Raw genomic sequence first — 23292 nt, 5'->3', positions numbered from 1 at the left:
GGTGCCGCGGGCGTGGCGGCGGGCATCGTGCTGTACGAGGCGGCGCGTCGGCGGGTCTGAACGGGTGTTCGGGTTTGTCACCCACATGGAGTGTTCCGGGCGGGCCGGACAAGCTTGACGCGGTCCGGACACATCCGGCCGGTCAAGGCAGTGTCCTAACGCCATGGCACTCGGTTAGATGAGTGTGGACACCAGAACACCCCGCACACCCACGGGGGACCGCTCGTCGGGACTCGACGACGCTCCCGCGCTGAGCATGGTGAAGGTGCCGAGCGATCCGGCGCAGGTCATCGTCAATCACGCCAGCTTCCGCGTGCAGCTGGGCGTCTCGGCGCGGCGCGCCCCATCGCCGCGGATCGCACGGCACGTCAGTGTCGCCGAGGACACCGCCCGCATTCCCGTCGTCACCAGCATGGGTACGGCGGGACCGGCCGCCGCCCGCCGCCGTCCCGTCGTCTGGAGCGGCCGGTCCGAGCCCGACGACACCGGCGCCCACCGACTGCTCCAGGCCGTGCGGCAGCACGATGGCGTCCGCCACGCCGACGACCGCTTCACCGACTCCGGAGCCACCCGGCTCCTGCCCCAGGCGGACACCGGGTACGACTACGACGACGGCCCGGCCACCGAGCCCATCGCAACCCCGTTCGTCGGCGCCCAGCGCCGCCACGGCGACGGCCCCCTGCTGCCCCCGATGCGCACGTCCGGCAGCGCCTACGACGAACCCGCCTACGACCACGGCTACGGCGACCCGGACTACGACGAGCCCGTCCACGACGACGCGTTCGAGAGCACGGGCCGGCGCGGCAGGCGGCACGGAGACGACCCGGCCCGCCACGCCTACTACCCCGGCCGCCGGATGAACCTCGGCGTCGTCCTGCTCCCGCTGCGTGTCTTCCTCGGCGGCATCTCCGTCTACGCCGGGATGAGCAAGCTCTGCGACCCCCTCTACTTCGAGGGCGGCAAGCGCGGCTCCATGGTCAAGTGGCTGCACACCCTGCACCCCTGGGAAGCCGCCGAGCCGCTGCGCCAGTTCGCCCTCGAGCACCCCATCGGCGCCGGGCTGGCCATCGCCTTCGCCCAGATCGTCGTCGGTGTCCTGACCGTCCTCGGCTGCTGGCAGCGGCTGGCCGCCGTCGTCGGGGCGACGCTGTCGGCGGCGCTGCTGGTCACCGTCAGCTGGAAGAGCGTCCCCGCCTACGAGACGCCCGACATCATCTACCTCGCCGCCTGGTCGCCGCTGATCATCGCGGGCGCCCCCGTCTACTCCGTCGACGGCCGTCTCGCGGGCGGTGCCTGGCGCCGGCTCGGCCCCCGCGCGGACATCTGGGACCTGCGGCGCTACGTGCTGCGCCGCGGCGTCCTCATCACCTTCGTGGTGTGCGGGCTGACCATGCTCGTCGGCTCGCTGCTCGGCGGTGCGGTCCGGGACGCGGACCGGGTGGTCGTCCCCGGGCCCGGCGAGGCCCCGCGCAACGAACTCCCGGGATCGCCGCTGCCGGAGGAGTCGGGCGAGCGGCAGGAGGAGCGGCGGACCCCGTCCGCCTCCACCTCGCCCACCCGGAGCGCCACGTCGGGCTCGGCGAGCCCGTCCGCCGGGACCACCACCCCCGGGGCGACCCAGGGCGCCGGTGCGGCCACCGGCGCGCCCAGCCAGACGCAGGGCAGCGCCGGCCAGGCCCCGCCGCAGCAGACCGCCCCGGCAGGCCGGGCGCCGAGCACCACCTCCGGCCCCACCTCGGGCGGCGGCGGCGCCTCCGGCGGCAGCGGCGGCGCCCCGAGCGGGGACAGCGGCGGCTCCTCGGGGGAACCGGGGCTCGTGGGCGGCCTGCTGGGCTAGCGGAGGCCACCTCCGTACGCAGACGGGGTCCCGCACGTTTCGTCCGTGCGGGACCCCGTCCCGTCGTATCCGGGTGACGTCGGGTCAGCGGCCCTGCGCCGCCAGCTCCTTCGCCGCCTCCGTCAGGTCCTTCGCGGTGTCGATCGCCCTCCAGTAGGAGCCCTGGGGGATCGGGAACCCGGCCAGGCGCCGTTCACGCGCCAGATGCGGGAACGTGGTGCGCTCGTGGTCGCCGCGCTCCGGGAGCAGGCCGGCGAACTCGGGGGAGAAGACGTACACGCCCGCGTTGATCTCGAAGGTCGACGGCGGGGCCTCGATGAAGTCGGTGATGTGGCCGAAGCCGTCGGTGCGCACCGCGCCCCACGGGATGCGCGGGCGGGCCAGGGCGAGGGTCGCGACGGCGTCCCGCTCGGTGTGGAAGTCGGCCATGTCGCGCAGCGAGAAACGGGTCCAGATGTCGCCGTTGGTGGCGTACCAGGGCCGGTCCGGGTGCGGGAGGCGGGCGGCGGCGTACTTGAGGCCCCCGCCGCGGCCGAGGGGTTCCGTCTCGACGACGGTGGTGACGGAGACGGGGAGGTCGGTGGTCTCCAGCCACTTCTGCAGCACTTCGGCGAGGTGGCCGCAGGAGACGACGACGTCGGTGACGCCCTCCTCGGCGAGCCAGGTGAGCTGATGGCCGATGATCGGGGTTCCCGTGCCGGGGATCTCGACCATCGGCTTGGGCCGGTCGTCGGTGTACGGGCGGAGCCGGGAGCCCTGGCCGCCGGCCAGGACGACGGCTTGGGTGGGGCGGGAGGCGGCACGCGGGTCGGTCATGCCCGAACTTTACGCGGCGCTGGGAGGTCGGCTGCGGGCAGTCCGTGCGTGCCGGTGCGTTGGCGGCGCGCCCCGTGTTGGGCGGGGGGTGTTGCGCAGCCCGGCGTGGCGGGGCGCCTCCCCCACTCTCGTTCCCTCGGGCGGGAGGTACCCCCATCGCCCACCCTCCCCCACTCTCGGCTTCACTCGAGCGGGGGGACCCCCATCGCCCTGGGGGTACCTCCCAGGCCCTTGAGGCACTGGGGGAGGCACGACTGCCCGCAGCTGGGCTGCGTCGGGACTGCCCGCAGCTGGGCTGCGTCGGTCAGCGGGTGGCCGTGACGACGCCTGTGGCGTAGGCGGTGTCGCAGACCGGGCGGGCGTAGGACTGGGCCTTGGTGGGGCCGTGGACGCGGACCGCGGCCCTGCCCAGGGAGCGGGCGATGGAGGCGCAGTGCTTCGCCAGGGACGGTCGGTCGTTCACGGCCTGCTGGAGGTGGGTGAGCGCCACACCCGGGTTCTCCTTCTGGAGTTCGGTCAGCAGCCTGTCGCGCAGCACGTCCTGCGGCGCGCGTGCGCCGGTCCGCGACGAGGCGCCGGAGGCGGCGGTGTCGGCGGCGGTGAGCACCGGGCTCGTGGGGGCTCCGGACCAGTTGACCCCCGCGACCGCGAGAGTCCCGGAGAGCACCAGGACGACAGGCAGGACGAGGGCGAGGGAGCGGCCGATCCGGCGGGCGGGGCCCCGGCCGCGTCGCGTCTGAGGGTTAGTGGAGTGCTTCACGCGTGTGAGGGTAGCGCCCGGTAGCCGCGGGAAAACATTCCGTCACCGTTACGGGGGACGGGGAACCCGGAATTCCGGGCGGCGTGTTGACGTATGCGCCCGAAATGCCTGGTGTGCCGGGGTATTTGTCGACAACGTGAAGGACCCCGCAGAACTCTGCGGGGCCCTTCACGTCGTTGCGGTCGACCTCAGTCGGACAGGCGCGCACCGGTCGACGTCGAGAACACGTGGGTCTCGCCCGGACGCGGCACGACGTGCAGCACGCTGCCCTTCTCCGGGACGTCCCGGCCGCCGACGCGGACCACGATGTCCTTGGACTCGCCGCCGACCTGCGCGGTGCCGTACACGAACGCGTCGGAGCCCAGCTCCTCCACGACGTTGACGGTCACGGCGACACCCAGGTCGGCGTCGGCGCCGGCCACGTCGAAGTGCTCGGGGCGGACGCCCACGGTGACGGTCTTGTCGCTGGTCGCGGCGAGCGCGTCACGCTGCACCGGCACCACCGAGTTGCCGAACTTCACGCCGCCGTCGGCGACCGGGACCTCGATCAGGTTCATGGCCGGGGAGCCGATGAAGCCGGCGACGAAGAGGTTCGCGGGCTTGTCGTACATGTTGCGCGGGGTGTCGACCTGCTGGAGCAGGCCGTCCTTGAGCACCGCGACGCGGTCGCCCATGGTCAGGGCCTCGACCTGGTCGTGGGTGACGTAGACGGTGGTGATGCCGAGCCGGCGCTGGAGCGAGGCGATCTGCGTACGGGTGGACACACGGAGCTTGGCGTCCAGGTTGGACAGCGGCTCGTCCATGAGGAACACCTGCGGCTCACGCACGATGGCGCGGCCCATGGCGACACGCTGGCGCTGACCGCCGGAGAGCGCCTTCGGCTTGCGGTCCAGGTACTCCGTCAGGTCGAGGATCTTCGCGGCCTCTTCGACCTTCTGCCGGATCTCCGCCTTGTTGACGCCGGCGATCTTGAGCGCGAAGCCCATGTTGTCGGCGACCGTCATGTGCGGGTAGAGCGCGTAGTTCTGGAACACCATGGCGATGTCCCGGTCCTTGGGCGGCAGGTGGGTGACGTCGCGGTCGCCGATGCGGATGGCACCGCCGTTGACGTCCTCGAGCCCCGCGAGCATGCGGAGCGAGGTGGACTTGCCGCAGCCGGACGGGCCGACGAGGACGAGGAACTCGCCGTCCGCGATCTCGATGTCCAGGGCGTCGACGGCGGGCTTGGTGGAACCCGGGTAGATCCGGGTCGCCTTGTCGAACGTGACAGTGGCCATGGTGAATGGTCCCCTTCTACCGGCAGGAACGTGCCGGACGATCCGAGTAGGAAGGTGGTGCCACGACGGGTGTTCCGTTGTGGTGTCGTCCACATGGGTGAACTGGATCAGGACGGTACCTGGCGTTCACCTGGTCTGTCAGTAGTTCCAGTGCTGTGAATTTCGCGGAAACTCTCGATCATGGAGGTGACTGTTCGGTTTCGTAGGTGATCACCGCTCGTCCGCGTACCGGTCCGCCAGCACCGCCACCGCCGCCGCGACCGCCCGCCGCAGTCCCGCGGGGCCGAGCACCTCCGCCTCGACGCCGAGCCGCAGGAGATCACCCGTGGCCACCGCCTCCGACTCCACGGACAGCTCCACCTCCACCCAGCCGTCCCCGTCCGGCGGCCCCGCGTCCGCGAGGGCCCGTACCCCCGCCGCCCCGAACTGCATCGGCAGCAGCTTGCGGCCGCGCGGCGAGAGCCGCAGCCGGGCCGTGCCCTGCCGCATCGCCGCCTCCATCCGCCGGGAGGACTCCGCCCAGTACGCGGCCAGGTCGAACCCGGCGGGCCGGCCGAACTCCTCACCCGTCTCCGCGACCGCCTGGAACCGCGACACCCGGTAGGTGCGCACCGCGTCCTCCGCCAGCGCGACCAGGTACCAGATGCCGCCCTTCAGGACGAGCCCCAGCGGGCGCAGCTCCCGGTGCACCTCGCCGCGCCAGCGCAGGTAGTGGGTCCGCAGCACCCGCCGTTCCCACACCGCCCGCGCGATCGGCTCCAGGTACGGCACCGGATCGGCGTCCCGGAACCAGGCGGGCGCATCCAGATGGAACCTCTCGCGCACCCGCCGTGCCTGGCCGGCCAGTTCCCCCGGCAGGGCGGCCTCGATCTTCAGCTGGGCGCTCGCCAGCACGGCGCCCAGGCCCAGATCCCGGGCCGGCCCCGGCAGCCCCGCGAGGACCAGCGAACCGGCCTCCGCGTCCGTCAGCCCGGTCAGCCGTGTCCGGTAGCCCTCCATCAGGCGGTAGCCGCCCTCCGGCCCGCGATCGGCCCGTACCGGCACCCCGGCGGCACCGAGCGCCTCGACGTCCCGGTAGACGGTGCGGACCGACACCTCCAGCTCCGCCGCCAGCTCGGGAGCGGTCATCCGGCCGCGGTTCTGGAGCAGCAGGAGGAGGGAGAGGAGCCGGTCGGCGCGCATGGGGGCCATTGTCGCCCGTACCTGACAGGAGGTGTCAGGTACGGGCGGAAGGGTCGGGGAGCACACCGGGAACGTCAGTCACCTCGGAAGGGGACACCCATGCCGACCACCAAGGTCACCGGCCACTTCACCTTCGCCGACTGGAAGGAGGGCCCCGTCACGCCGGAGGGCACCTTCCCCCGGCTCGCGCACGCCACGGTCACCAACGCCTTCTCGGGCGGGATCGAGGCCGAGGCCACGACCTGCGACTACGCGATCGCCTACCTGACGGAGACGACCGGTGTCTTCGCGGGCACCGAGCTGGTCACCGGACGCGTCGACGGCCGCGCGGGCACCTTCGTCCTGGAGGAGCGGGGCCGCTTCGAGAGCGACGGCACCGTCCACTGCGCCTTCGAGGTCGTCGGCGGCTCCGGAACCGAGGGGCTGAGGGGGCTGCGCGGCACGGGCGGATTCACCTACCGGCACGGGGAGACGGAGGTGCCGTACGCCTTCGAGTACGACGTGGAGTGAACGGGCGGGCTCCGGCCCGCAAGTGCGTGGCTCGGCGAAACCGGCACTGTGTACAGTGGACCAGCCTCCGCGCGCGCCGCGCGGCGCCTCCTTAGCTCAGCTGGCCAGAGCAACGCACTTGTAATGCGTAGGTCGTCGGTTCGAATCCGACAGGGGGCTCAGAACCTCAGCCGCAGGTCAGCGGCCAAATAGGGCGGGCCCCCTGCAAGATCACTGCGGGGGGCCCGTACACATTTAGTACATGCTGGTTTGATCGCTAAGCATCCGTGAGCGGCGCATCGGCAAGTGCCAGTGCGACCTTCCGCCCGGCGTCGAGAGCGTCCGCCACTTCGTCCAGCCGGTCCGGGAACAGGTGCCCGTAGACGTTCAGCGTCATGGACGCGTCCTTGTGCCCCAGCATCGTCTGCACGACCTTCACGTCCGCGCCGGCCGCGATGGCGAGCGAAGCCGCGGTGTGCCTCAGCTTGTGCGGGGTCACGCCCATGCCATCGAGGCCCGCCGCCTTCACCGCGGGGTCAAAGACCCGCTGGCGGAAGTTGCTGTACCTCAGCGGCCCGCCGCCCGGCGCGGTGAACAGGAGGTCGTCTGACCGTCTCCCGCGGGCGAGGGTGCCCAGCTCGTCGGCGAACGACCGGGGAAGTGGCACAGAGCGCTTCTCGTGGTTCTTCACCGGCCCCAGGGCCAGCTCCCCGCGGACGTCCGTGTAGTTCTGCACGATCCGTATCCGCCGCTTCGGTACCTGCAGACGCCCGACCTTGATGGCGGACGCCTCCGCCCACCGGATACCGCAGTAGCCCAGGGTGAGGACGAGCAGCCGGTACTCATCGGCGGCGAGCGCCAGCCGCTCCAGCTGGTCGTAGGTGAGGTAGACGTGCTCGTCCTCGTCGTCCGGGCGCGGGAGTTCATGGTCATGGCACGGGCTGACGGCGACCCGCTTGGAGAACACGGCGTGCTTCATCACCATGGACAGCACCCGGTACGCCTTGATGATGCGCGCCGGCCCGAGCAGCCGGCCGGACTTCCCCGGCTTCGTCTCCAGCTCGGTCACCCACGCGTTCACGTCCTCCCACTGAACCGCGGCGACTTGCCAGTCACCCCACTTCGGGATCACGTAGTTGTCCAGCAGATCCCGGTAGTCGCGGCGCGTCGTCCTGCCGATCTTCCGCTTCGACGTGAACCACTCCTCGGCGACCACGCGCACGGGCGCCTTCCCCGACTTCGGGTCGCGGTACACGCCCTTCTCCAGCCGGGCCGTGATGGCGTCCTTCTCCGCCTCAGCCTGCGGCAGCTTGGCGAACGTCCTCGCCTTCGGCTTCCCGTCCGGGCCGTACCAGCGCACCCGCCACCGGCCCGGAGCCTGCCGCTTGGAACCCTCCCGCTTCGCCTCCTGCCAGGCCTCGTAAGCGGCCTGGTAGTCGGCGTGGTTCGCGCGGTCCTCAATCCACACTCGGGCCACGGCGCCCCCTCCGACGCGTACCAGCAGCGGCCGACATGATCCGATCGTCCTCGGTGGCCGACAGGAGGCCGATCGGACGGGAGTTCAGCAGGAAGTCCATGACCAGGCGGTCCGCCTCCTCGTCGCTCAGGTCAGGGTCGATGTGCAGCGGATCCTCACACCACGCCCAGCGCCAAGCGCTCACCACGCCGACTTCGCCGGCCCCCGTCACCTCCGTCCGCGCCTCCGTAGGAATGCCGTTCTGATCCTTCGGTCCGCGCGCATTGGGGGGCAGCAACAGTGTCACTGGGGACACGCCGAGGGCGACAGCCAACGCCATGAGGTCGTCGACCGACACCTGCCGCTCCTGCCGTTCGATCTTGCCGACGGCCGCCGGGGTGATCGCACGTCCAGCGGACCGAAGCAGCGCCGAAAGCTGATAGATCGACAGCTGCCGTCGCTTCCGCAGACTCTGCACGTTGCTGGCCACCGTGCCAGCGGTAGGGCCGTACTGCACTGCTGGGCGCGTGCGCCGCTTCTCGTCGCTCATGAGCCACAGCGTATGGCTCGAGGGTGTCCACTTCAGCCCCTCGGGTGCTACCTTCGTGTCTGTTATGTAGTCACTATACGAACTTTAGTATTCGTAGTGAATACCTGAGAAGGGAAAGTGATGAGCGAACGGGACGAGCTGCTCACGCCGAAGCAGGTGTACGCCGAGTACGGCTTCAGCCCGCAGACCCTCGCCAACTGGCGGTGGATGGACATGGGCCCCGACTACATCAAGCAGACCCCCGGCAAGGGCGGCCGCATCAAGTACAAGCGCAGCGCCATCGAGGCATGGCTGGAGTCGGTGACGGTGAAGACCGGAGGCGCCGCAGCATGACCAGGAACGCAGAAACGCCCCGGGGGCTGACCGGGGCGTTTCCAGAAGACTCCGCGGCGGGCGGTCGTCCGGCTGCCACCGTACCGCAGGGCGACGCCCTCAGGCTCGTCACCCGCGGACGCATCGAATACCTCGTGCACTGCCCCGGCTGCGCCGAACTCCACCGGCACCTCGCCCTCGGCAGCACCAAAGGCCCCTGCGGCGCCCTGTACGAGCTCCAGCCGCACCACAGGAGGGGCTGACGCCGTGGGCATCCGACTCATCGTCGAAGTCCTCGACCACTGGCAGGACGCCGGCCTGACGGCCGGCGAGAAAGGCGACCTGCTCGTCCTCGCCGAGAACGCTAACGACAAGTCACGGGAGACCTGGGGGCCCGTCCACGCCCCGCACATCCTGAAGCGCGCAGGCAAGTCTGCCGCCTCCTGGCGCATCTCCATCAATCGCCTGATGAAGAAGAAGGCGCTGGAGTTCGCCAAGCGCGACGGCAAGGAGATCCGCGGCTACACCGGCCAGCACGCCGTGTACCGGCTCGTCGAGCTGTGCTCTCAGCCCCCGCACGAGGGCTACAAGGGTCACTGCACCAGGCCCGCGAAGGACGCCGAGCTGACTGCCGAGGACACCCAGGGAGAGGGTAATCCCACAGCTAACCCAGTCTCCGAAGATCAGGAAGAGGGTTATCTGACAGCTAACCCTGAGGGTTATCTGACAGCTAACGCAGTCGACGGACTGGGTTATCTGACAGATACAGAGAGGGTTAGCGGACAGCTAACCCCCTCTCCTCCTGTCTCCTCTTTTAAAGAAACTCCTCTTACTACCCCCTCCTCCTCCGTGGCCGAGGACGCCCCGGAGGCGTCCGTCGAGTCGACCGAGGGCGGCGGAGGCGGAGGGGAGATTCCTTCAGAAGAACAAGACCAAAACGACACCCGGGCCGCGGCTCTCGTCGCCAAACTCGACTACCGGGGCAAGACGCCCGACAAGCAGCAGCAGAAGCAGCTACGCGCCCTCGTTGCTGCCGCTCTCACGGCCGGATGGACCGAACGCGGACTCACCCGCTATCTCGACATCAGCGACGACCTGACCGTCCGCTCTCCCGCCGGCCTCTACCTGCACCGGCTCAACCCCGACCGGCTCCCCGACGTCGCCGACGTCGAAGCGGTCACGACCGCCGAGGAGCGAGAGATCTCCCCCGGCCTGCCGCCCGTCTGCGACTCCTGCGTCAGGGCCAACCCCGCCGCCCGGACCAACGTGCGCTGGCGGACCCGGGTCGTCGACGACGTTCACCAGGCGTGCCCCGACTGCCACCCGACCCGCGTAGCCATCCTGCAGCAGGACACCGCGGACGGAGGCATGTGGGACCGCGCCATGGCCCGCGCTCAAGCCCGCATGGGAGCACGCGCCGACGCCCACACGGCAGACGACTACGCCAGCTCATCCGTGGACGACCTGTACGGCCCCCGCCAGTCTCTGAAGGGCACCGACGCGAAGGTCGCGGGATGGCTGGCCCTCAGCCGCCAGTTGTCCGCCCAGGAGAAGGCGGGACGTCGGCACCAGCCGTACAGCGACGACCACTGGCATGAGCCTGCCGACCCCGCCGCAGCGGCCAGGATCCCGCACTGCGGCGCCCCCAGCTGTGACCCCTTCACTCGCCTGAAGACCGAACCCGACTGGACAGGCGAACCCCACACGTCCGCATGCGACGACTGCCACCCCGCTCTGAAGTTCTGAGAGGTACCCATGACCGCCCGTATCCGCTGCGCCGCCTGTGACCGGCCCCTCGGCAGACGCGGCCGGACCTGCGTCCGCGGGTGCGGGGCCCGGCTCTGCACCGCCCGGCACCTCCCCCCGTGCAACGACGTCCACGGCGGCCAGTGCCCCAACCTCAACCCACCCGAGGAGGAAGCATGAACATCAACGACATCGTCCAGCAGCAGATAGACGCAGCCGAAGCCAGACGGCGAGCCGAACGCGACAGGCGAGCCGCATTCAAGAAACCACGGCAAGCGGGAGTCCAGGCACGACACCGCGGCAAGCTCGCCCGCATCGGCAGCACCGAACAGCACGGCGCCACGCTCGCACTCGCCAGCCTCAACCGCGACCACGAGACCGTAGCGAGGCTCCTCGACCTCCAGGACACCGCCAGCGTCCGCCAGACGGCAGCGCTCGCCCTCGGAGCCCTTGCCGAACTCGCCCTCAACGCACGGCCCACCAGCATCACCCGCACCCGCGACGCCCTCCAGCGGATGCAGGCCGCCGGCCCCGACCAGCCACCCGCCGCATGACGGGAAGGGGGAGACCATCCCCACCCCCCGGCCAGGGCGACCGTCGCGGTGAGTGCGAAGAACAGCACCGAAGGTTTCCGACATTTGTGAGGCAGGCCAGATGCCGACAGCACCACGCAGCAGATGCAGCGAACCAACCTGCCACCAGTTCGCCACCGACCACGGCAAGTGCGAGGAGCACAAGCGGCCAGCGTGGGCGAACCGGCCGACCATCCGCGAGCGGTACGGCATCAGCGGCGGCAAGTGGCGCAGCCTCAAACGGCAGGTCAGCAGGCGAGACAACGGCTGCTGCTACATGTGCGGGCGCGAGCCCCACGAGGGCGAGACGTTCGAGCTGGACCACATCACGCCCATTGCAGAGAACGGCTCTGCGGCAGACCTCGACAACCTCGGCTTGGCCTGCAAGGACTGCCACGCCGAGAAGTCGAAGGCGGAGTCCGCGCGCGGCAACGCCCGCCGCCGGGCCAGGGGTAGAGGGCGTGGCGATCGCTGACGTGATCGGTTGGGCTACCGCCGCGGTCAGTGAGACTCACGCATGCTCAGAATCGTCGATAGGGGGTCTACGGGAGATCCTCGCAGGTCAGGAGGTAAATCGTGTCGAAAGTCGTTGACGGCGAGGAGCCGCAGGATGAGCAGGAGCCGGCGACCGGCCCGGTGACCACGGTGCCGACCGTCGAGGGCCCGGTGCAGGCGCCGGCCGACGCGGCGTCGCATTGGGACGCGCGGATTTGGGGGCGGGCATGAGGGTGCGCACGCTGGACGGTACGGAGGCTGCGGGCCTGGTTCTGGTGCTGGACGTCCTGGAGCACGCTGAGAGGGCCCCTGAGGGGCCGTGGACGGCCGCTGTGGGTATGGCGGCGGTGGTGGACGGCTCGGGGGCTGTGTGGTTCGTCGGGGAGGGTGAGGTGGGCCGTCTGGTGCCGCTGCCTTGCCGGTGTGAGCACGTGGAGTTGACGACGTACAGCAAGGGTGCGGAGATCTGCCGCACGGTGACGACCAGCGGCTAGAATGATCCCAGGTTGATCAACGGCCCGTTTCGGCCCGCGAGATTCCATCCGTGAGCGTGACGCTCGCGAGAGGCCAGCATCGGCCGGCGGTCCTCACGCCCGCCTGTTGCCCGCCTCTCGCCGGTAGTTCCCCCGGATGTCTCGCCCGCTGGTGCCCGCGGTTGTGCGCCCCCGGCATCCTCTGTCGAGCCAGCGTTGCTCCGGCCGCCTCTGCATAAGGCCACCGTCGAGCCGCCCGTTCCAGTGCGCCGGGAAGACACTCATGACTTCCCGAGAGGGCATCCCATGCAGAAGAACGCCGAGCAGCTGGCCGGTGAGCTGAAGTCCACGGTCAAGCGCGCTCAGGACATCGCGGCCAAGGCGGAATCGGAGGGGCGGGACTTCACCGCGGACGAAGCGTCCGAGGTGGACGAGCTGCTGAAGGCCGGTAAGGGCCTGCAGGCGGAGCTGGAGAAGGCGAAGGCGTCGGAGACGATGCGCACGGCGCTGGCGGAGCTGGGCGAGGGCGTCCAGGCGGGTGGGCAGGGCTCGAAGGCGGCCGTGCACCCGCGGGTGAAGGCGTCGGGCGGTACGGACTGGGCCGACACGATGCTGAAGGCTCTGGGCGGCCCGCAGGGCTACAAGGGTGTCCTGGCGAACGGCACGGTCGCGGTGAACGTGCCGATCAGCCCGGACCCGGTCCGCATGGACGTGCCGGTTCTGTCTCTGCGGCAGCTGATGCCGAACGTGCAGAACACGTCGGGCCGGTTCGCGTATCTGCGGCAGACGGTCCGCACGAACAACGCGGCCGTGGTCGCGCACGGCGCGAAGAAGCCCACGTCCGTCTACACGATGGACCGGGTCGACGACCGGGTGCGGACGATCGCGCACCTGTCGGAGCCGATCGCGAAGCAGGACCTGGACGACGTGCCGCTTCTGCGGACGTTCATCGACCAGGAGATGCGTCTCGGTCTCGACCTGGCGCTCGAGGACGAGATCCTGAACGGGGACGGCACTGGCGAGCACTGGACGGGCATGGGGAACGTGTCCGGGTCGCAGACGCAGGCGTTCGACACGAACGTGCTGACGACGGCCCGTAAGGCCGTGACGAAGCTGGAGCGGTACGGCTACCTGTCGGGGGCCGGCTGGGTGATGACCCCGGAGGACTGGGAGTCCATCGAGCTGCTGGCGGACGCGAACGGGCAGTTCTACTACGGGGGCCCGCAGGCGGCGGTGAACCCGTCGTCGCGGCGCCTGTGGTCGGTGCCGGTGGTGGTGACGGACGCTGCGACGGCCGGCACGGCCTATCTGGCGGACTTCTCGCAGATGCGGCTGCAGGTGCGTCAGGACGGTGTCCTGGACTGGTCGGAGAACGTCTACGACCCGAACGCCCTCGGGGCCGGTTCCGGCGCGACGGACTTCGAGCGGAACATGCTGCGCTTCCGCTTCGAGGGCCGGTTCGGTCTGGAGATCCTCCGCCCCTCGGCGATCGTCGAAGTCGACCTGACCGCAGCGTAAGGGGACGGCGATGCCCAATGTGGGCTACGCCACCATCTCCATCATCCCCAGTGTCCGCGGTATCGCGGATGACCTGCGCCGCCAGCTCGTCGCTCCTGCGGCTGATGCTGGCGGCCAGGCCGGGGAGGCGGCGGGCGGCGGACTGAGGGACGGTCTGAAGGCGGGTGCTGCGGCGGCGGCTGCGGCGGCGGGTGCGCTCCTGGTGAAGGGGCTGGGCGACGCGCTCGACCACATGAACGTCTCGTCGAAGCTGCAGGCGCAGCTGGGCGCGTCGGGGAAGGATGCGGCGAAGTACGGCAAGGTCGCGGGGAAGCTGTACAGCTCCGGTGTGACGGACTCGTTCCAGGGGGCCGCGGACGCCATCAAGTCGGTGATGCAGTCGGGTATCGCTCCTCCGGGGGCGACGAACCAGCAGCTGCAGCAGATCGCGACGAAGGCGTCGGATGTCGCGAGCATCTTCGGGCAGGATCTCGGCGGCGTGACGAACGCGGTGTCGCAGATGATGCGCACCGGTCTGGCGAAGTCGTCGACGGAGGCGTTCGACCTCATCACCGCCGGATTCCAGGGCGGCACCGACAAGGCCGGCGACTTCCTCGACACGATCAACGAGTACGGCGTCCAGTTCCAGAAGGCGGGCCTTGATGGCGCGTCGGCGATCGGCCTGCTCAACCAGGCCATCGCCGCGGGCGCCCGGGACTCCGACGTCGCGGCTGACGCCATCAAGGAGTTCTCCATCCGCGCGGTGGACGGCTCGAAGACCTCGGCCGACGGCTTCAAGATGCTCGGCCTCAACGCGGACGACATGGCGAAGAGGTTCGCCAAGGGCGGCTCGTCTGCGAACGCCGTCCTCGACCTGACCCTCGACCGACTGCGCGGCATCAAGGACCCCGTCAAGCAGTCGCAGATCGCTGTCCAGCTGTTCGGTACGCAGGCCGAAGACCTTGGTAAGGCGTTGTTCGCCATGGACCCGTCGAAGGCCGCGAAGGGTCTCGGCGATGTGGGCGGCGCCGCGAAGAAGGCCGGCGACACGATCAGATCGGGGCCTTCGCACACGCTGACCCTGTTCACCCGCAGCCTGCAGAAGGGGCTGGTCGACGTCGTCGGCACCTATGTGGTTCCGGCGCTGACGAAGATGGCGGGCGCGGCCCGTTCGGCGTTCGGCTGGCTGAGGGACAACCAGGGCTGGGTTCTGCCGCTGGCGGCCGGCCTGGGCACCCTGGCGGCGTCCATCGGCCTGTATGTGGCCGTGACGCGCACGGCGTCTCTGGTGACGCGCGGCTGGGCGGCCGCTCAGGCTCTCTTCAACGCGGTGATGGCCGTGAACCCGTTCGTCCTCGTGATCGGCGCTCTCGTGGCCCTGGGCGTGGCTCTGTTCGTCGCCTGGAAGAAGTCGGAGACGTTCCGCAGCATCGTGAAGGCCGTCTGGCAGGCGGTCCAGAACGCTGCCCTGTGGGCGTGGAACAACGTGCTGAAGCCGACGTTCGAGGGCATCAAGTCGGGCCTGACCACGCTGGGCGGCTGGTTCAAGTGGTTGTGGGACCACGGCGTGAAGCCCGCTTTCAACGGCATCAAGTCGACCATCTCCACGGTGTACTCGGTCGGCATCAAGCCGGTGTTCGACAAGCTGAAGACCGCCACAGGCAAGGTCGCCGACGCCTTCGGGGTCGCCAAGGACGGCATCAAGAAGGCCTGGGACCAGATCAAGGGCATCGCCAAAGCGCCGGTGAAGTTCGTGATCGACACGGTCTACAACAACGGTGTGGTGAAGGTCTGGAACGCGGTTGCGGACAAGTTCGGGGCGCCGACTCTGGATCCCATCAAGGGCTTCGCCACCGGTGGTGTGCTGCCCGGCTACACCCCGGGCCGTGACGTCCACCTGGCTGCCCTGTCCGGCGGCGAGGCCGTGATGCGCCCGGAGTGGACCCGTGCGGTCGGCCCTGGCTACGTGAACACGATGAACGCCGCGGCTCGCAGCGGGGGCGTGAGTGCGATCCGCCGCATGGTCAGCGGCGGCATGCCGGCCTTCGCCGATGGCGGCATCTTCGGATGGGTGAAGAACGCCGCAAGCAAGGGCGTCGACCTTGCCAAGGGCGGCTTCGACTGGCTGAAGGACGGCATCAAGGCCAGCGCGGTGGCCGGACTCAACAAGATCGTGAAGCCGCTGATCGACAAGATCGCAGGATCAGCCTCCGTCTACCGAGACATGATCTCAGGCGTCCCGAAGCGCATGATCAAGGCGATCGTCTCCTTCTCCGGCGAAGCCGACAAAAAGATGGAAGCCCTCGGCATCGGCGGAGGCAGCTTCAAGAGCGCGCTGTCCTTCGCCCGCGCCCAGTCCGGGAAGCCGTACATCTGGGGCGGCGTCGGCCCGACGGGCTACGACTGCTCCGGCTTCATGAGCGCGATCGAGAACGTGATCCGCGGCATGCGGCCCTACTCGCGCAGGTGGGCGACGATGGCGTTCTCCGGGTCCCGTGCGGCATCGGGCTGGACCCGGAACAGGAAGTCGCCGTTCATGGTCGGCATCACGAACGCGGGCGTCGGCCACACGGCGGGCACCCTGAACGGCGTCAACGTCGAGTCCAGGGGCGGGGACGGCGTCGTCGTGGGCAAACGAGCCCGCGGCTACAACTCGTCGCTGTTCACCGACTGGTACGGCTTCAAGTACGACGCGGGCGGCTGGCTGCAGCCGGGCCAGGCCGGCGTCAACCACCTCGGAGAGCCGGAGGCTGTTCTCACACCGGCGCAGTCGACCGCCTTCGTGCGAATGGCTGCCGCCGCAGCGCAGCTTGCAGCTCAGCCTGCCCGCACGGCTGAGCCCGCCGGCGCCACGGTGGGCGGCTTCGCGCCGGGGCAGAAGGTGCGCCTGGTCGTCCGCGACCGGGAGTTCGACGCCTTCCTCGAGGAGGTCGCCGACGGGCGGATAGCGGCAGGCTTCACCGCGGTCCGCCGCCACGTGAAGAACGGCCCCAAGCGCTGACGGGGCAACGCGAAAAAGGGCCCCGCCGCGGGTATGCGGCGGGGCCCTTCTCTTCCCCTCTACGGGCGCTACCTTGCAGGTCACAGCCCTCTACCGGGCCCGCTACCGGGGTAGCGGGCCCCCTCTACATCAGGCGCCCTCGGCGGCGGGCCCGGGAGGGGTGTTCGTAGCGGGGTCCGTAGCGGGGGTGGGGTCTACCCGCCGTGCGTAGAGCAGGAGTTCGGCGGGCACGGCGGCCTCGAGGTCCGCTCGCCGGTAGCCGGCCCGGTTCACTCCGCTCACCTTCACCTGCTTGGTGGTGCGGTCGACGCCGGCGGCCTCCAGTTCGGCGGCGAGCTGCTCGGCGTCCCAGTCGCCGTAGCGGTCTTCGTCGACGTTGACGAGCCGGTCGAGGAGGTCGACGGTGTGCATCCGGTCGGTGTGCCGCATGACGTCGAGGCAGTCGGAGAGGACGGGCGCGATGGTGACGCCGGCCTGGTCGGCGGCCGCGGTGACGTCGCCGACGGCGTCCCCGGTCAACTGGTTGTGCTTGACCCTGAGGGCGCGGCCACGCTGGCAGAGCTCGGCGAACGCGGGGCCGTCGAGGAAGTCGGCCCGCACGGTCACGAACGATGCGGGCCCGGTGACGAGGACGCCGGTGCCCTTGTGCTCCTCGGAGAGGACGGACGCGTCGGCGCCCTGGGCGGCCTTCCCCTTGCCCAGGATCATGTCGGAGGACGTCTGGTCGACGACCTGCGTCGAATAGCGCAGGGTGATGATCTCCCGCAGCTTCGTCGGAACCGAGTCGGCGTCGGGGCGCTGGGAGGCGAAGTTGCAGATGAACCCTGCGGCCGGCCCGCGGCGGGCGATGCGGCACAGGTCGTTGATGACCTGCTCCCGGTCGTCCTTCTCCATCGCGGTGAAGTACTCCTGCAGCTCGTCGATGGTCACGAAGATGACCGGCAGGTTGTACCGCTCGACGATGCCCGGGGTCAGCTTCCCCTCGGGGCACACCGACACCGGGAGGCCGCGCAGCAGCACGAAACGGCTCTCCATCTCCGCCAGCAGCTCCTTCAGCATCGCCTTCAGGGCCTCCACCGCGTCGTCCTCGGCGCCCATGACGAGCCGGTGGGCAACGGCCTTCATGGGCATCCAGTCGGCGCCGCCCTTGCCGTCGGCGACGTAGTGCCGCACGTAGGGGTCGAGGAGCCCGGCGGCGGTCATGAGCCGCTGCGTGAACGTCTTCCCCCGGCGGGGCAGGCCGCCGAAGAACAGGGACTGCCACATGACCGGCACGGTGATGCGCGTCCCGCGGGCATCTCCGCCGAACGGGATCGGGTCCCACACAGAGAACCGGTCGGCCTTGACCAGCGGCGACGGCACCGGGGCACCGAGGTACGGGTCGTCGTCGGCAACCCACATCGAGACGCGGCCCGCGTTGCCGCCGGCGGCCGCGCGCACCCGGGCGGCGATCACCTGGATTTCGTCGACCCCGAGCTCGGCGGCGATCGCCGTGCGCTTGGCGAGGACGTCAGCGGCGGTCTTCCCGCCGCCCTTGGGCAGGTCGAAGATGACCGCCCAGCCGTTCCCGTCCCGCACCGGCCCCATCACGCAGGTGACGCGCGGCCCTTCGTCGTCACCCTTCCCAGCCTTCAGCAGGCCCGCGGCCCGGAGGGCGTCGTTGAGCTGCTGGGCGGACATGTCGACGCGCAGGGGCGGGGTCGGGTTGTCGAGGAGCTGCACGTCGTCCCCGCGGCCGAGGTAGGCCAGGGGCAGGGCGGCGGCGGCGACCATGCCGGCCTGCAGCAGCGGCGGCGCGAGATACCAGCCGACCGCCGTGGCGGCGACGGCGGTAGCGGCGGCACCCCACCGCCAGCGGCGGGCGAGAGTGCGGTCCCGGTGGGCGAGCGCGTACCGGGCGGCCGTCTCGACGTCCTCCGGCTTGGCCTTCACCTGGGCGCGCAGGGCCTTCACGGCGGCGGACTGGTCGTGCGCGGTCAGCGTCGGCCACAGGCCCCGCAGCGCGCGCCACAGGCCCTTGGTGGCCAGCCAGGCGGTACGCCACGCGTACTTGGGGGTGCGCAGCAGGTGATACCGGGCGTGCCAGGCGCACAGCCTGCCCAGGGCGGCCGTGTTCGCGCGCAGGGACGCAGCCGACCGCGCCCATGCCGGGAGGATCGGCGCATCCGGCACGGTCAGCCAGTCGGCAAGGGGGTTGTCGGGGCGGTCGACGGCCTCGACCTCGGCCGGCTCCTCGACGGTCGGCGCGGCAGGCTGCTCGGGGGCGAACTTCAACAGGGAGACCTGCGGCTTGTCGTGCCCGTTGACTACGGGCCGCGGCAGAAGGTCGGTCATGATGGGATCTCCGGTTGCTCGTATGGGTGGCTGGGAGCCCGGGGCGGCCGGCGAGCCTGGCAGCATGGCGGCCGCCCCGGGGCGTAGCTACTTGCCGTTCTTGCGCTTGCGGGCCTGGTTCTCGATGCGCTCGAACCGGCGCTTCAGGTCGGAGAGGTCGACGTTCCCGGTGCCGTCGTCGGCCAGGCCCCGCTTCGCCATGCGGGCGATCAGCCCGGCCAGGCGGACCTTCTCGCCGGCGGTGAAGTCGCTCATGTCGAGACCGTCAGGCATGGTCACTTCCCCCTCTTGGCGCTGGCCTGGTGCTCGCGGCCCATCTGGGCGGCGCGGCTAGAGCTGTCCGTCTCCCAGCCGCGGGCACCGCACGAGCACTCGTAGACGTACTTACGGCCGCCCCGGGCGGGCTTCACGTTGATGTGGTGGCTGCTGCCGAACATGGCTTCTCCTTCTGGTCAGCGGTTCTTCTGGGCCTGGCCCCACACGGAGCGCAGGACGAGCAGACATGTGGTGGCGCACACGGCGCCGATGGCGATGGCGATGGCGAACAGGGAGGCGACCAGGCCGGCCGACACGACGACCCCGCCGATGACGACCCACTTCTTCGCGTCGAACTCCTGCCGCACAGGCGCCGGCGCCTGAGGCTGCTGGGCGTTCAGGAGCTGCTGCGCGGCCAGGATCGCCGCGATCTGCCGGGTGAGCTCCGTGTTGTCCGCAGCCTCGACCGCGTCCCGCGCGGCCTTCTCCAGGTCGCTCACGGCTGGCCCCCGCCCGGCCCGGGGAGAGCCTTCTCCCGGTCGTACAGGGCGTCGATGGTGTCCCACGACCCGGTGAGCCCGCGGGCGTTCATCTCGGCCCGCATCGCGGCACGGAACTTCCGCTTCGACGGCGGGGGGTCGGTCGCGTACAGCTGCGCGGCCAGGAGTGCGACGGCCCGGTTGTTGGCCTCCTTCGCGGACTCCTGCGGGGGCGTGCCGTCGTCCGTGCCGGAACGGTCCCCTGAGGGCGTCTCACCCCCCGTGCCAAGTGCGGGAACCCCTTCCGGCACGCCCCCCGACAGCAGGGCCTCGAGGTCCCTGTCAGAGACCAGGCCGGGCAGTTCCCCGACCGGCTCCGGCAAGGGGTGCCGGTCGATCACCTCCGCGTACTTCTCGAACGCGTCGTGCGTGACCGTGACGGCGTCCGCCTCCGCCTCCCGCGTCGCCTTCAGGATCCCGGCGGCGGCCTTCGTCTCGTCGGCCCGGGCGGCGGCCACCGCACGAGAGACGGCGATACGGTCACGGGTCGCGGCACGGGTGCGGTCGATGGCGGCCTGCGCCCGGGCACTGATGCGGGTGGCGTCCCGGTCGATGGCCATCACCAGCGTCACCTTCGCCAGCACCGGAATCAGGGCGCCGACCACGGCGGCCAGGACGTCACCGGCCAGCAGGCCGTGAACGGCCAGCACGGCGACGGTCAGCGGCAGGAACGTCCAGCCGATCGCCTTCGGCAGTCGGGCGCTGGACCCCTGCCGGCGGTGCGCGGTCTCCTGCGCTAGGGCGTACAGCCAGACGGCGTCATAGAGGACGGCGACGGAGTAGGCGAACGCGGGGTGAGCCTGCGCGGTGAGCGTGTCGCCGATCGCGGCGACCGCCCACACGACGGCCACGGCCGTCAGAGTGCCCGGCAGCACCCACGGCGCTGCCTTCCTTACGTTGCTCATGAGGTCTCCTCGGCGGCCCGCACGACACGGTGCGCGGCCAAACAGACGCCCTCACGGTCCCGGCGCTCACTCGCGTCGAGGAGCGCGGCCATCAGGGCAGGAACAGACGGGGTCGGCCGGGCCGACCGGCACACCGCGCGAAGGGCGGCATGCTCGGTCGGCCGGCGGATCGGCCAGCGGGCGGTCATTCGACGTCCCCGCCGGACAGCGACTCGGCGCACTTCGGACAGTCGGGGTGGCACTCCTCGACGGCCTCCCGGGGGAGCGTCGCCCAGCGGACGGCGATGACGGCGAAGGCCAGGAGAGCGAACAGGGTGACCAGCCGGCCGTCGTGCAGCACGAACTGGGCGACGCACTCCGCGACCAGCAGCGGCAGCACCAGGGCGAAGAACAGGGCGCGGCTCATCGCTGACCACCCCCGGCTTCGAGTAGCTGCAGCCGCTCGATGAAGCGGTGCAGCGGGCCCACGGCCAGGACGACGAGCGAGTCCGTGAGCTGGGCAAGCTGACCGGCAGACAAGTCGTGCCAGTCCCCGTCCAACTCGACCGTCACCTTCACGTCCCGGTCCGTGGGGGAGAACGGGCGCTGCACCAGGGTCAGCGTCGAAAGCTTCGTCTCGCCGTGGCACGGCGTCGGCACGGTCAACACGACGTCCTCGCCGCGGTGCTCGACGTCCTCCCGGTACCCCTCCGGCTCGTGGTCCCCCAGGCACCAGAACGGCTCCGGGATCGTCACGTCACCGTGGTCACCGGTCCACACGGTCACAGTGCGGGCGGTCACGCTCACCACCCCCGGACGCGCATCGCGCGGCGGCGGGAAGCCTGCTTGCGGGGCAGCGGGCGGGGGGCCAGCGTGTCCTCGACCCGCGACAGGTCGACCGACTCGACGACCAGGTAGCGGGACCGGTCGACGTTCTGGTTGCGGCGCGGCATCAGACGGCCTCCCCACGGACACGGCGCAGGGCCTCGTCAGCCTGCGAACGGACCGTGCGGCCCCGCCGCATGTACTCCTCGCGGACCTCGACCAGACGGCGGTGCGTCGCCCGCATCTGCTCCAGCCGCTCCTGCAGCGAGTTGATGACCGTCTCCAGGCCGTCCGGGTCCAGGCCCTCAACGAAGTGGTCGTCGACCAGCTCGACCACCGCATACGGCAGACGCTCGGCGACCTTGCTCGACCACGGCTCGACCTTGATGACCGTCGACAGGACGGCGAACTCCTCCGGCCGGCCGTTCGTGTTCACCGGCAGCGTCAGCGGCTCCGGCGTCGTCCAGCACCACACGTCCTCCGGGAACAGGTGCCGGCCGGACTCGCGGGTGTGGTCGAGGGTGCAGCCCTGCATGCACGTGACGTGCATGCGCTCGCCCGTGTAGCGGTTGATGAACGACCACGTGCGCGGCTCCTCGACCGCGGGGGCCGCCGGCTGCTGCGGGATGGAGCCCATGAGGGCGGCGACGTGCTGGCTGATGGCAGACTGAGCCATAGCGGTCTCCTGGGTTGTCAGGTGATCCGTCAGGCCCCTTCACGGTGCGGGAACACCGGGTTGGGGCCGCTTCCGTTTGGAAGCGATGACGTCACCGTAGCACGTCGAGTATTCAGAATGAATACCTCACGCGAGATTCTGAGAATGTAGTCCGGGAGGCTTCCCGTACACATGCCGTACACATGGTGCCGAGACAGTCCGGGAGATCACGAGACAGTCCGAGACTGCAAACGCGCAGCTCAAGCGGCTTCCCGGCGCGAACCGCTGATCAGGAAGACGTCACGAGAGACCTTGTAATGCGTAGGTCGTCGGTTCGAATCCGACAGGGGGCTCCACCTCATCCCGGGCCGGGACGTCTTCGGCCCGGGATGTCTCATGCCGTGCGACGCCTCACGCCGTACGACGCCTCACGCCGTGCGGGCGCGCAGGCGGCGGGCGATCTCCAGGTCGTTCTCGTCCAGGGGGCGGCCGTCCTCGGTCTCCCACAGGCAGTTCTGCAGCACCCGCCCGTACGTCCACGCGCGCGCCCGCGCGCGGTCCAGGCCGAGGACGTCGGTCATGGCGTCGAAGCGCCAGACGATGTCGTCGGGGTCGAAGTTGTTGGCCAGGGCGGGCCAGAGGTCGAAGCCGGGGTCGCCGGCCAGTGGTTTGGGGTCGATGGCGAGCCAGGGGGCGCGGTCGGCGGCGAGGACGTTCTCGTCGTGCAGGTCCCAGTGGAGGAGACGGTCGCCGGGTTCGCCGGCCACTTCGCGTACGGCGGCGGCACAGTCGGCGACGAGGCGGCGGGCCGCCGGGTCCGGGACGCGGTCCAGCGCCCCGGGGGTCCGCTCCAGCATGGCGGCGGTCATGTCGCCCAGGCGGCGCATGCCCTCGGGCGCCGTGGTGGCGTGGAGGTGGGCGAGGAGGCGTGCGATCACCAGGACGCCCTCGTGGACGTCCGGCTGGTGGGCGAGCATCCGGGAGGCGTCGAGGCGTTCCAGGAGCATGGTGCCGGTGGGTTCGTCGTGGTCGAGCAGGCGGACCGCTCCGTCGCCGTTCCACAGGCGCAGGGCGACCGGCTCGCCCTCGCTCTCGTGGTCGCGGATCTGGAGCTTCAGCACCGCCGGTGTGCCGTCCGCCCGGTCGACGGGGAGGACCAGGGCGCTGACACCGTGCATGGGTGCCCCGGCGAGGCGCAGGTCCCAGCGGTCCAGGAAGGCGGCGGTGAGGTCCGGCAGGGCGGCGATGAAGGCCCGGCCGGCCTCCTTGTTGAACTTCTCCTGTGCGGCGGCGAGTTCCGCGGGAATGTCGATCACTTCCCGCAGGGTAGTGGCGTA

The 23292-nt window shown here is 70.5% G+C and carries 27 protein-coding genes and 1 tRNA gene; 12 read left to right on the top strand and 16 right to left on the bottom strand.

Translation table 11 applies throughout. The features are described from left to right. The first annotated feature begins 178 nt into the window (after positions 1-178). Positions 179-1837: a DoxX family protein gene (locus tag F1615_RS34170; protein WP_149552932.1), complete on the top strand. Its 1659-nt coding sequence runs from the start codon at positions 179-181 to the stop codon at positions 1835-1837. A gap of 84 nt (positions 1838-1921) precedes the next feature. Here F1615_RS34170 and F1615_RS34165 read toward each other — a convergent pair whose 3' ends face one another. The 4 genes from F1615_RS34165 to F1615_RS34150 form a co-directional block, all read right to left on the bottom strand. Further along, positions 1922-2653: a nucleotidyltransferase family protein gene (locus tag F1615_RS34165; RefSeq protein WP_149552931.1), complete on the bottom strand. Its 732-nt coding sequence runs from the start codon at positions 2651-2653 to the stop codon at positions 1922-1924. 304 nt (positions 2654-2957) lie between these two features. Beyond that, positions 2958-3413 carry a hypothetical protein gene (locus F1615_RS34160; RefSeq protein WP_149552930.1) on the bottom strand — a complete coding sequence of 152 codons (456 nt, stop codon included), beginning with the start codon at positions 3411-3413 and terminating at the stop codon, positions 2958-2960. Between the two features lie 188 nt (positions 3414-3601). Further along, positions 3602-4690: an ABC transporter ATP-binding protein gene (locus F1615_RS34155; protein WP_149552929.1), complete on the bottom strand. Its 1089-nt coding sequence runs from the start codon at positions 4688-4690 to the stop codon at positions 3602-3604. Between the two features lie 210 nt (positions 4691-4900). Next, positions 4901-5872 carry a helix-turn-helix transcriptional regulator gene (locus F1615_RS34150; RefSeq protein ID WP_208818473.1) on the bottom strand — a complete coding sequence of 324 codons (972 nt, stop codon included), beginning with the start codon at positions 5870-5872 and terminating at the stop codon, positions 4901-4903. 99 nt (positions 5873-5971) lie between these two features. Here F1615_RS34150 and F1615_RS34145 point away from each other — a divergent pair, with 99 nt between their 5' ends. After that, positions 5972-6382 carry a DUF3224 domain-containing protein gene (locus tag F1615_RS34145; protein WP_149552927.1) on the top strand — a complete coding sequence of 137 codons (411 nt, stop codon included), beginning with the start codon at positions 5972-5974 and terminating at the stop codon, positions 6380-6382. Between the two features lie 85 nt (positions 6383-6467). Beyond that, positions 6468-6541: transfer RNA gene (locus F1615_RS34140), tRNA-Thr, on the top strand. Positions 6542-6638: 97 nt separating this feature from the next. On the opposite strand, the gene F1615_RS34135 is transcribed toward F1615_RS34140, so the two are convergent. Both F1615_RS34135 and F1615_RS34130 read right to left on the bottom strand, forming a co-directional pair. Continuing rightward, positions 6639-7838, bottom strand: coding sequence for a tyrosine-type recombinase/integrase (locus tag F1615_RS34135; RefSeq protein ID WP_149552926.1), 1200 nt, complete (start codon positions 7836-7838; stop codon positions 6639-6641). Then, complete coding sequence (locus tag F1615_RS34130; RefSeq protein ID WP_208818472.1) at positions 7819-8367, bottom strand: helix-turn-helix domain-containing protein; 549 nt, start codon at positions 8365-8367, stop codon at positions 7819-7821. Before F1615_RS34130 ends, F1615_RS34135 begins: the two co-directional genes overlap by 20 nt. A 120-nt stretch (positions 8368-8487) precedes the next feature. On the opposite strand from F1615_RS34130, the gene F1615_RS34125 reads away from it, so the two are divergent. The 9 genes from F1615_RS34125 (at position 8488) to F1615_RS36920 (ending at position 16463) form a co-directional block, all read left to right on the top strand. Continuing rightward, entirely contained in the window at positions 8488-8700 is a 213-nt protein-coding gene (locus F1615_RS34125) for a helix-turn-helix transcriptional regulator (RefSeq protein ID WP_149552925.1), read from the top strand. Further along, positions 8697-8942: a hypothetical protein gene (locus tag F1615_RS34120; protein ID WP_149552924.1), complete on the top strand. Its 246-nt coding sequence runs from the start codon at positions 8697-8699 to the stop codon at positions 8940-8942. The genes F1615_RS34125 and F1615_RS34120 overlap by 4 nt, the downstream gene beginning before the upstream one ends. Positions 8943-8946: 4 nt before the next feature. Beyond that, positions 8947-10425 carry a hypothetical protein gene (locus F1615_RS34115; protein WP_149552923.1) on the top strand — a complete coding sequence of 493 codons (1479 nt, stop codon included), beginning with the start codon at positions 8947-8949 and terminating at the stop codon, positions 10423-10425. 176 nt (positions 10426-10601) lie between these two features. Continuing rightward, positions 10602-10979 (top strand): hypothetical protein, encoded by a 378-nt coding sequence (locus tag F1615_RS34110; RefSeq protein ID WP_149552922.1) that lies wholly within the window; start codon positions 10602-10604, stop codon positions 10977-10979. A 100-nt stretch (positions 10980-11079) separates the two neighbouring features. Then, entirely contained in the window at positions 11080-11472 is a 393-nt protein-coding gene (locus F1615_RS34105; RefSeq protein WP_149552921.1) for an HNH endonuclease, read from the top strand. Positions 11473-11573: 101 nt separating this feature from the next. Next, positions 11574-11723, top strand: coding sequence for a hypothetical protein (locus tag F1615_RS35865; protein ID WP_167533941.1), 150 nt, complete (start codon positions 11574-11576; stop codon positions 11721-11723). Next, positions 11720-11986, top strand: a complete 267-nt coding sequence (locus F1615_RS34100) for a hypothetical protein (protein ID WP_149552920.1) — start codon at positions 11720-11722, stop codon at positions 11984-11986. The genes F1615_RS35865 and F1615_RS34100 overlap by 4 nt, the downstream gene beginning before the upstream one ends. A gap of 285 nt (positions 11987-12271) precedes the next feature. Further along, positions 12272-13483, top strand: a complete 1212-nt coding sequence (locus tag F1615_RS34095) for a phage major capsid protein (RefSeq protein ID WP_149552919.1) — start codon at positions 12272-12274, stop codon at positions 13481-13483. A 10-nt stretch (positions 13484-13493) separates the two neighbouring features. Further along, positions 13494-16463 (top strand): phage tail tape measure protein, encoded by a 2970-nt coding sequence (locus F1615_RS36920; protein ID WP_149552918.1) that lies wholly within the window; start codon positions 13494-13496, stop codon positions 16461-16463. Between the two features lie 129 nt (positions 16464-16592). Here the strand turns inward: F1615_RS36920 and F1615_RS34085 are convergent, their stop codons facing one another. The 10 genes from F1615_RS34085 to F1615_RS34045 all read right to left on the bottom strand — a co-directional run bounded on the left by F1615_RS34085 (position 16593) and on the right by F1615_RS34045 (position 23280). Next, a complete protein-coding gene (locus F1615_RS34085) occupies positions 16593-18797 on the bottom strand; it encodes an FtsK/SpoIIIE domain-containing protein (protein WP_149552917.1) in 2205 nt (734 codons plus the stop codon). Between the two features lie 87 nt (positions 18798-18884). Further along, positions 18885-19070 (bottom strand): DUF6257 family protein, encoded by a 186-nt coding sequence (locus tag F1615_RS34080; RefSeq protein WP_149552916.1) that lies wholly within the window; start codon positions 19068-19070, stop codon positions 18885-18887. 2 nt (positions 19071-19072) lie between these two features. Next, on the bottom strand, positions 19073-19234 hold the full coding sequence (locus F1615_RS35860; protein ID WP_167533940.1) for a hypothetical protein: 162 nt from the start codon (positions 19232-19234) through the stop codon (positions 19073-19075). Positions 19235-19249: 15 nt separating this feature from the next. Continuing rightward, a complete protein-coding gene (locus F1615_RS34075) occupies positions 19250-19552 on the bottom strand; it encodes a hypothetical protein (RefSeq protein ID WP_149552915.1) in 303 nt (100 codons plus the stop codon). Further along, the gene (locus F1615_RS34070) at positions 19549-20496 is read right to left on the bottom strand and encodes a hypothetical protein (protein WP_149552914.1); all 948 of its coding nucleotides are present in this window, start codon (positions 20494-20496) and stop codon (positions 19549-19551) included. Before F1615_RS34070 ends, F1615_RS34075 begins: the two co-directional genes overlap by 4 nt. A gap of 184 nt (positions 20497-20680) precedes the next feature. Beyond that, a complete protein-coding gene (locus F1615_RS34060; RefSeq protein ID WP_149552912.1) occupies positions 20681-20902 on the bottom strand; it encodes a hypothetical protein in 222 nt (73 codons plus the stop codon). Next, positions 20899-21276, bottom strand: a complete 378-nt coding sequence (locus F1615_RS34055) for a DUF6907 domain-containing protein (RefSeq protein ID WP_149552911.1) — start codon at positions 21274-21276, stop codon at positions 20899-20901. The genes F1615_RS34060 and F1615_RS34055 overlap by 4 nt, the downstream gene beginning before the upstream one ends. Before the next feature lie 2 nt (positions 21277-21278). Further along, the gene (locus F1615_RS35855) at positions 21279-21428 is read right to left on the bottom strand and encodes a hypothetical protein (protein ID WP_167533939.1); all 150 of its coding nucleotides are present in this window, start codon (positions 21426-21428) and stop codon (positions 21279-21281) included. After that, the gene (locus tag F1615_RS34050) at positions 21428-21976 is read right to left on the bottom strand and encodes a DUF6907 domain-containing protein (protein WP_149552910.1); all 549 of its coding nucleotides are present in this window, start codon (positions 21974-21976) and stop codon (positions 21428-21430) included. Before F1615_RS34050 ends, F1615_RS35855 begins: the two co-directional genes overlap by 1 nt. 407 nt (positions 21977-22383) lie before the next feature. Further along, positions 22384-23280 (bottom strand): aminoglycoside phosphotransferase family protein, encoded by an 897-nt coding sequence (locus F1615_RS34045; protein WP_425385678.1) that lies wholly within the window; start codon positions 23278-23280, stop codon positions 22384-22386. Positions 23281-23292: the final 12 nt, after the last annotated feature.

Source organism: Streptomyces marokkonensis, from assembly GCF_008312835.1.
Lineage (GTDB): Bacteria > Actinomycetota > Actinomycetes > Streptomycetales > Streptomycetaceae > Streptomyces > Streptomyces marokkonensis_A.
Note: the sequence above shows the minus strand (reverse complement) of the source record. Positions and strands in the feature narration are given on the sequence as shown.